Annotated in this window: 9 protein-coding genes; 6 read left to right on the forward strand and 3 right to left on the reverse strand. The window is 58.1% G+C overall.

The window, feature by feature from the left end; all coding sequences use genetic code 11:
• Positions 1 to 427, forward strand: a 427-nt coding sequence (hpf, locus tag AC1XOS_RS17200; RefSeq protein ID WP_481963456.1) for a ribosome hibernation-promoting factor, HPF/YfiA family, incomplete at its 5' end; no start/stop codon positions are given.
• 55 nt (positions 428 to 482) lie between these two features.
• Here hpf and AC1XOS_RS17205 read toward each other — a convergent pair.
• The gene (locus AC1XOS_RS17205; RefSeq protein ID WP_481963457.1) at positions 483 to 1,178 is read right to left on the reverse strand and encodes a C40 family peptidase; all 696 of its coding nucleotides are present in this window, start codon (positions 1,176 to 1,178) and stop codon (positions 483 to 485) included.
• 95 nt (positions 1,179 to 1,273) lie between these two features.
• Between AC1XOS_RS17205 and AC1XOS_RS17210 the strand changes: the two genes are divergently transcribed.
• The 5 genes from AC1XOS_RS17210 to AC1XOS_RS17230 all read left to right on the forward strand — a co-directional run bounded on the left by AC1XOS_RS17210 (position 1,274) and on the right by AC1XOS_RS17230 (position 5,603).
• Entirely contained in the window at positions 1,274 to 1,729 is a 456-nt protein-coding gene (locus tag AC1XOS_RS17210; RefSeq protein WP_481963458.1) for a hypothetical protein, read from the forward strand.
• 34 nt (positions 1,730 to 1,763) lie between these two features.
• Positions 1,764 to 2,672, forward strand: coding sequence for a DUF1186 domain-containing protein (locus AC1XOS_RS17215; protein ID WP_481963459.1), 909 nt, complete (start codon positions 1,764 to 1,766; stop codon positions 2,670 to 2,672).
• A gap of 37 nt (positions 2,673 to 2,709) precedes the next feature.
• On the forward strand, positions 2,710 to 4,197 hold the full coding sequence (locus AC1XOS_RS17220; protein WP_481963460.1) for a sugar ABC transporter ATP-binding protein: 1,488 nt from the start codon (positions 2,710 to 2,712) through the stop codon (positions 4,195 to 4,197).
• A complete protein-coding gene (locus AC1XOS_RS17225) occupies positions 4,194 to 5,135 on the forward strand; it encodes an ABC transporter permease (protein ID WP_481963461.1) in 942 nt (313 codons plus the stop codon). The genes AC1XOS_RS17220 and AC1XOS_RS17225 overlap by 4 nt, the downstream gene beginning before the upstream one ends.
• A gap of 90 nt (positions 5,136 to 5,225) precedes the next feature.
• Complete coding sequence (locus AC1XOS_RS17230) at positions 5,226 to 5,603, forward strand: response regulator (protein ID WP_481963462.1); 378 nt, start codon at positions 5,226 to 5,228, stop codon at positions 5,601 to 5,603.
• Between the two features lie 55 nt (positions 5,604 to 5,658).
• Here the strand turns inward: AC1XOS_RS17230 and AC1XOS_RS17235 are convergent, their stop codons facing one another.
• The gene (locus AC1XOS_RS17235) at positions 5,659 to 7,164 is read right to left on the reverse strand and encodes a phytoene desaturase family protein (protein ID WP_481963463.1); all 1,506 of its coding nucleotides are present in this window, start codon (positions 7,162 to 7,164) and stop codon (positions 5,659 to 5,661) included.
• Positions 7,157 to 7,883 (reverse strand): phytoene/squalene synthase family protein (locus AC1XOS_RS17240; RefSeq protein WP_481963464.1); only part of this gene is annotated, 727 nt, incomplete at its 5' end. The genes AC1XOS_RS17240 and AC1XOS_RS17235, both read right to left, overlap by 8 nt.

Below are 7,883 nucleotides of genomic sequence, written 5' to 3' on the forward strand. Positions count from 1 at the left end.
TGCAAGACCTTCGCCAGAGCACCCTCTGGCGAGGGTCTTTTTGGGTTATGAGAAAGGTTTTGCGATGAATATTCAGGTACAGGGTCGTCATCTGGTAGTGACCGAAGCACTTCGGCAGCACACAGAACTTTTACTAGGGCGTCTTGGGCGGCAGTTCCCCGCCATTCGCCACGGTCATGTCACTCTCACGGCAGAGCAACCAGGACTCCGCGCGGACATTCGGGTCTGGGCGGAGGGGCTGGACTTGAGGAGTGAAGGCCAAGGTGATGATCTGTACGCGGCACTGTCCCGTGCTGCAAGCAAGCTGGAGCGCCGCCTTCAGAAGCACACAGATCGCTCCTACCGCTTTGGCAACCATCACGGACAGCATGACTCTCCACGCTATCCGCCCCACCGTCGGCAAGCCACGCTACGCCCGGAAACGTAGCAAGCGCTGCTGGCGAGCCTCCCACATCATAGGCGATCTGGGAGGCTTTTTCTTTTTAAAGAAAGCGGCGTGCGGTTGCGCCTGTGCGGTGCCAGACAGTAGTTTTTTTGACCACATCGCCGGTCTGGGGAGCCTCGGCCTGCCACCCATTGCCCAGATAGAGCGCGACATGGCCAGGTGTGCAGACCACATCGCCAAAGCGTAGCTCACCAAGAACGGGCTTGCCGGACTGAGCGATCGCACTCGAGGTGCGTGGGACGCCCTTGCCCGCCACACGCAGCATCGCGCCCACAAACCCGGAGCAGTCGCAGCCAGCTTTCGTATTGCCGCCGTAGAGGTAGGGGACGCCCAACCATTCTTCGACGGTCTTCGCGATTTTTTGGCACGCTCCCGGCGGCGGTACAAGCTGGTCTTCCCCAAGTCGCAGCCGCACGTAGCCATCAAACGCCCCGCTGTCGGGGCGGATCTTCGCCTCACGAGCATCCGTGCGAACGCGCACGGAGTCGCCATCAAGTTCCAGAGCGACTATCGCCCCCTTGCCGCCTGCCCAGGGAAGATAGACCTCACGCTTGCCTGTGGCCAAGTCGGTGCGAAAGACCATGTCCCGCGTCCCCCACCAGACACTGCGCGATGTCAGCAAGACGGGCCCTTGTCCGCCGGGAAAATCACTTTTGTAGATCGTCGAGACGCGTCGCCCCTCGGGGAGAAGAAGCTCTCGCGAAGTGCGCTGTACTTCCTGTTGCCGTTTCATGGTATGTATTTTACTGTGTTTGAGCTAAGGTGGCTAAAGTAGTCCGCTGTTATGGCAAGACTCATAAATTTGCTTAATGTTGGTCATAATGCGGCATGGCGTTTATTTCCTCCGTTGAGGTGACTCTTTGGAATGCATCAAGCCTTGGCCTGATTCTCCCCGTGCTCCATGCGACTGGGTGGCAGTTTTGGGAGCGTGAGGTGCGCTGGGCCTGTTTTCAGGAAGTTGGCGAGGAAGAGGATCTTGGGACGGAACGACGGGAAGGCTGGCAAGAGCTTGTGCACAAATGGGACGCGATGTGCGACCAAGGAAAAACTGTCCAAATCATGTACCAGTGGCAGGACGACTCGGAGAAACAAGTCACAATTTGGTTCTCACGCAAACATAGTGATACATCGCTATTAACGATGGACTGCACTATGTACCCTGCCTGGCAACGACTCTGTGGCAATATCACCGACTATAGCTGGTATCTTGATCGCCTGGTTTGTCCTTTAGAGCAGAGCCAGCTTGGGGTTCTTTATGTGACCTGTAGCGATGACAATGCGTAACTGAAGAAAGCTCTGCTTGTGCTAAACTTCATGGATGATGAACCAAGACGAAGTATTAAAGGCGCTGGATGCGTTGGCACAGGAAGAGTGGGCCGAGATGGCTCCTCCAACCCTGCTCGAAGCGCTTGTCGCTGAGGGAGAGGCAGTGGTGCCCGCGCTGCTGGAGCGAATTACCGAGGAGGCGCTTCGGGCACGTCATGGCGGAGAGATCGTGCTAGATCATGTGGCCTATATGGCGATCTTCGCTCTCTGTGAGCTGGCCCTCCCTGAGACGGCGGAGTCTGTGTTTCATGCCTGTTTTGAACTCGGGGACGAAGACATTCTGGAGTGGCTGGATAACTCTCTCTGGAAATTCGGTTCTACCACAATTCCCATCCTGGAGCGTGTTTCGTGCAACGATGCGCTGGACTGGTACCCTAGGGCGGTGGCGCTGGAGGTTCTGGAGCAGATCGCCCGTGATACGCCAGAGACCCAAGAGGCACACAAAGCCTTTCTTATAAAGCAGCTTACAGAGCACCTTGACCGGGGAGGAGAGCCTGAAGACGACCACATCGCCTCTCTTGTCAGTGATCTGGCGAATCTCCGTGATCCCGAGGCCCGCCCGCTGATTGCCCGTGCCTTCGCCGAGAACCGCGTGGATCGCTCCTTCATCACGGAAGAGAATGTGGAAGACAGCTATAAAGACTCCGAAGTGACTTACGTCTCGAACCGCAGCAAGAGCATACTTGAAGACTATCGCGCCTGGCATCGGCAGAACACACTGGCGATGCAGGAGATCGAGGCCCGCCGCGTCCGGGAAGCACTGAAAGAGTCGCAGCGGATGATCTTTCAAGGACGACTCGCACCGTCACCGAGCAAGAAGCCAGGACGCAACGACACGTGCTGGTGTGGCAGTGGCAAAAAATATAAGAAGTGCCACCTGGAAGCGGATCAGAAGCGCTAAGAGGTTTTTCGATAAGTCGTGCCGAATCTCAGCCGTGATGTCATCTACAGAAACGATCTTGACGATGCGGGGGATCGAGAAGTCCTTTGGGGCGGAGGTCAAGGCGCTCAAGGGTGTGGACTTTGAGGTCCGTCCCGGCGAGATTGTCGCGCTGCTGGGGGAGAATGGGGCGGGGAAATCCACGCTACTCAAGGCCATCACGGGCGTGCACACCCCGACGGCGGGGGAAGTCCGCTGGTTTGGTGAGCCCGTGGTGCTGGACTCGCCGTCGAAAGCGCGTGGCTTAGGCATTCGGACGGTCTATCAGGAGCTCAATCTCGCGCCACACTTATCGGTGGCGGCCAATATCTATCTCGGTGCGGAGCCAATGAAGAGCGGTCTACTGGATCATAAGGCGATGCGGGAGAAGGCGCAGACGCTCTTAACCCACCACGGCTTTGACCTCAACCCCGATGCGCTGGTGGGCACGCTTGGCCCGGCGCAGCGGCAAGCCGTCGAGATCTGCAAGGCGCTCTCGGAAGAAGCAAAACTGCTGCTTTTAGATGAGCCAACTTCCTCACTCGGCGAGAAAGAGATCGAGGAGCTTTTTACCACTCTGAAGGCGCTACGAGAGCGTGGGATTGGGATGGTCTTTGTCAGCCATAGATTGCCCGAGTGCTTTGATCTCTGTGATCGCGTGGTGGTCTTGCGTGATGGCCTGAAGGTCTATGAGGCCAATATCCGCGAGACAGACACGTCTACCGTGGTGCGTGCCATGGTCGGGCGGGAGCTCTCGGACTTCTACCCTCGGGTTGCGAGTGAGCCTGGCCCTGAGCGGCTCAAGGTGAACCTGGATGGTGTGGCGTTTGCGACGCGTGCTGGTGAAGTCGTCGGGATCGCGGGGCTGATGGGCGCAGGGCGCACGGAGCTTTTCGAGGCGATCTTTGGCTTGCGGCACATGAGCGGCAGTGTCTCTGTGGATGGCAAGCCGCTTCCTCTCAACCAAGGCCCAAGGGCGGCTATTAAAGCGGGTGTGGGAATGCTCACCGAGGATCGCAAGCGCACGGGGCTTGCGCTAGGGCTGCCGGTTCGCCATAACGTCACGCTGGCGGGTTTAGAAAAAATCGCGCCGGGGCCGTGGCTCTCGCATGGGCCAGACAAAGCCGCCACCAAGACCGAGATCGAGCGCCTGCGGATCAAGACATCGAGCACGGAGACGCTGATCGGGACGCTCTCCGGCGGCAACCAGCAAAAAGGGGTGCTTGGGCGCTGGCTCCATGCAGGCTCGTCGGTCTTGCTCTTTGATGAGCCGACCCGTGGCGTCGATGTCGGAAGTAAAGTGGAGATCTACGAGCAGATGAACCTGCTGACCCAGAGTGGTGCGACGATCGTGCTGGTCTCCTCCGAGCTCCCCGAGCTGCTGGGAATGAGCGACCGGATTCTGGTGCTCTTCCAAGGCCGCCTCGTGGCCGATATACCCCGCGCCGATGCCAGCCCTGATCGCGTGCTGCACTTTATGATGACCGGAAAAGATATCGAGCTATGACCCTTGCCAAACGTTTACTGCCTGCCGTCTCGCTGCTTCTGCTGTGCATTTTCTTTGCCATTCGCGTGCCGCAAGCCACGGGGCACCAGTCGTTTCTGACCGTTGACAATCTCTACGGCGTGGCCGGGCAGTACGCCTACTTGCTGCTGATCGGGATGGGGGCGACTCTGGTGATTATCGCGGGGGGAATCGATCTCTCTGTGGGGAGCGTGCTTGCGCTCTCGGGCGTGACATCGGCCTATCTGATGGTGAAGTCGGGCTGGTCGGTGCCGCTGGGAATTGCGGCGGGAATCGGGATTGGGGCGCTCTCGGGGGGGCTGGTGGGGGTAGTGGTGACGAAGATGAAAGTCCCTGCCTTTATCGCCAGCCTGGGAATGCTGCTCGTGGCACGAGGCGTGACGCTTCGAATTGCCAAGGGCGTGACGGTAGACGGTACCCCCGAGCAGTTCAATCAGCTCGCCTCGGGCACGGTTCAAGGGGTCCCGATGCCGCTGATCTTGGTCGTGCTGGTCGCAGCTCTGATCGCGTTTATCCTGCACTACACCAAGCTGGGCCGCTATGTCTACGCCATCGGCTCCAACGCCGAAGCCGCACGTGTCTCGGGCGTTCCGGTAGAGCGTGTGCAGCTGGCGGTCTACGCCATTGGCGGCGCACTGGCAGGACTGGCGGGCCTCGTCGAGTCGGCTCGCCTCAGCTCCGGAAACCCCACGGGTGGCAATGGCTACGAGCTAGATGTCGTGACTGCCGTCGTTGTCGGGGGCGCGAGCCTTGCCGGTGGCGAGGGGCGCGTCTCCGGGACGCTTCTCGGGGCGCTGCTGATCGCGGTGCTACGCAACGGCTCCAACCTGCTCGGGGTTGATCCCTTCGACCAGAACATCTACATCGGCCTCCTAATCATCGGAGCCGTTGCGTTTGACCAGAAGCTTCGCAAGCTCTGAACCCACCCGGCCAGAACCCACCCGGCCACTCGCACTGCTCGCGTCCACCCTCCCTCTACGAAGGAGGGTTGGGGAGGGAGAATAGACACCATGCCTGAAATAAAGACGATCTTGGTTGTGGAGGATGAGGATGCAGTTCTCCACTTAATCTGCTCCAACCTGGAGGCGGTGGACTGCGGTATTATTGTGGCTCGGTCGGCAGAGGAAGCACGGGAGTGTTTGTTAGAAATTTTTGTTGATATGGTGATTGCTGACTACACGCGGCCCGTTGTAGAGGGTGAAACTCTATTTCACTGGGTTCGTGAACATCCTAAATATGCAAAAATAACTTTGGTGGCCATTCGATCGTCGCAAGCTCCTCTAAGACATAAAGAAGTCTTTGATGCCAGTGTTGTCCGCCCCTTTAATCCTCAAGGGCTGACGAAGTTTGTCAGGAGAATACTTTCCCTCCCCAACCCTCCTTCGTAGAGGGAGGGTGGACGCGAGCAGTGCGAGTGGCCGGGTGGGTTCTGGCAGGGTGGGGTCAGGACAGAGTTGTCATGTGTCCCGCTGTTTTGTCTCCGATAATGCGCTTGTAGGCAAGCTCGGCGCTGATGAGACAGATCGGCATGCCGATTCCGGGGTTGGTGCTCGCTCCGGCGTAGTAGAGGTTCTTGACCTTCTTGCTAATAGTATTGGGCCGTAGGATCGCGGTCTGGTTCATCGTGTGTGCCAAGCCGAGCGCGGTGCCACGGTCGTTGTTGTAGCGCTCGATAAAGTCCTTTGCCCAGAAGATGCGCTGGTACTTGATGCGCTGACGTAGATTCGGGATGTCCATCTCTTTTTCCATCAGCGCGAGCGTTTTATCCGCGTAGGCGGCCAGCTCGCTCTCGGTTGCCTTCATGCCAGGAGCCATGGGAACCAGCACAAAGAGGTTCTCGCAGCCCTCGGGCGCGACATTCGGATCCGTGACGCTGGGAGCACAGACATAGAGCGACGGGTCGGTGGGCCACTTGGGATTGTCGAAGATCTCCGCAAAGCCCGCTTTCCAGTCTGGGGCAAAGAGCAGGTTGTGGTGGGTGAGGGTGGGGATTTTTCCCTCGACCCCCAGATAGAGAATAAACGCAGACGGTGCGAGGGTGCGCTTCTCCCAGTAGTCGTCGGTGAAGGTGCGCTCGCTCGGTTCGAGAAGCGTCTCGGCGTGGCGGATCGTGGCGTTGCAGATCACCAGATCGGCACGGTGCTCAGTGCCATCTTGCAGGCGCACCCCGACCGCTTTCCCATTTTCGGTCAGGATTTTTGTAGCGGGAGCGTTGGTGTGGTACTTCGCGCCATACTTCTCCCCGATTCGCACGAAAGCTTTCGGGATCTCGTGGATGCCGCCCATCGGATAGTACACGCCCATATTAAAGTCAATATGACTCATGATGTTGTAGAGCGCGGGCGTGTCGTAGGGCGACGAGCCCAGAAACACAAGCTGGTACTCCATGATCTTCTGCAGCTCGTCGGTGGAGAAGAAGCGCTCGACATACTTATTCATCTTCTCAAAGACATGGAGCTTGGGGCCTTGGAGCATGGTCTGCTTATTGAAGAAATCAAAGACCGTGTCGTAGTTCTTGTACATGAAGCCCGCCAGCGCGATCTCGTACTGGAACTTGGAGCGCTCCAAATAATCGCGCAGCGCCTTGCCGCAGCCGGGCTCGATGGCCTCTAGCGTGGGAATATCCCGCTCCAAGTCCGAGTAAAGGCTGACTTTTTTGCCCTTGTCTTTGAAGAAGATCTGGTACGACGGTCCCAGCTTTACTAAATCTAAGTGGTCCTCGACTTTCTCCCCGAGAAGCGAGAAGAAGTTCTCAAAGACATCGGGCATCAAGTACCAGCTTGGGCCCATATCAAAGGTGAAGCCCTCAGCGGAGAAGATTCCTGCGGAGCCGCCTAAAATCTCGTTTTTCTCAAAAAGCTCGACTTGATAGCCCGCCTTTGCCAGGAGGCAGGCGCTCCCTAGCCCCCCGATGCCGCCACCGATAACAATTGCGCTTTGTTTAGTCATTCCAGACACTCATGGTGCGTTGCACTTTCTCCAGCGTGTTCGTACGAGCACGACCGGCAAATGGGTTACTTCCCTGCTGTTCTAGCTTGGTGAGAATTGCCCGGTAGAGGGCACTAGCGACGCGAACGGCGCGGCGGCCCTCAGAGTTAAGAAGCGCGATCCCCGGCTCAGCATCTTCGTAGAGCTTGTGGGCACGCTGCATCTGAAACTGCATCAGGGAGTAAAAATTGGCATCGAAGTGCCGCTCCGCGAACTGCGCCTCTTTGACACCGAAGCGTTGCAGCTCGTCGAGGGGCAGGTAGATGCGCCCGCGCTGCTGAAAGTCCTCGTCAATGTCGCGCAGGAAGTTGGTGAGCTGCATGGCGTAGCCAAGTTTTTGCGCGTACTCCAGCGCCACGGGGTCTGCGAAGCCAATCACATGGCTCATCATGAGGCCCACGACAGCAGCGGAGCCATACATGTAGCTCTCTAGCTCGGCGTAGCTTGCATAGCGCGTGTCCGAGAGATCGCGAAACATGGCCGCCAGAAATGTCTCGCTGTAGTCGTAGGGGATCTGGTAGCGGTGGAAAACTTGGGCATTCAGACGCAGCACAGGATCGGAGGAGTCGCGCAGCTGGTAGGCTTTCTGCCAGTCGGATCGCCAGTTTTCCAGGAGCTGTTGCGCCTGCTCAGGAGCGCCATTGTCCACAAACTCATCGGGAACCCGAAAGAAAGCGTAG

Source organism: Armatimonas sp. (assembly GCF_964826245.1).

Excerpts from the sequence above, each read along its gene's own strand:
- AC1XOS_RS17225 (WP_481963461.1), top strand. The coding sequence starts at position 4,194 with ATGACCCTTGCCAAACGTTTACTGCCTGCCGTCTCGCTGCTTCTGCTG.
- AC1XOS_RS17220 (WP_481963460.1), top strand. The coding sequence starts at position 2,710 with ATGTCATCTACAGAAACGATCTTGACGATGCGGGGGATCGAGAAGTCC.
- AC1XOS_RS17230 (WP_481963462.1), top strand. The coding sequence starts at position 5,226 with ATGCCTGAAATAAAGACGATCTTGGTTGTGGAGGATGAGGATGCAGTT.
- AC1XOS_RS17215 (WP_481963459.1), top strand. The coding sequence starts at position 1,764 with ATGATGAACCAAGACGAAGTATTAAAGGCGCTGGATGCGTTGGCACAG.
- AC1XOS_RS17235 (WP_481963463.1), bottom strand. The coding sequence starts at position 7,164 with ATGACTAAACAAAGCGCAATTGTTATCGGTGGCGGCATCGGGGGGCTA.
- AC1XOS_RS17205 (WP_481963457.1), bottom strand. The coding sequence starts at position 1,178 with ATGAAACGGCAACAGGAAGTACAGCGCACTTCGCGAGAGCTTCTTCTC.
- AC1XOS_RS17210 (WP_481963458.1), top strand. The coding sequence starts at position 1,274 with ATGGCGTTTATTTCCTCCGTTGAGGTGACTCTTTGGAATGCATCAAGC.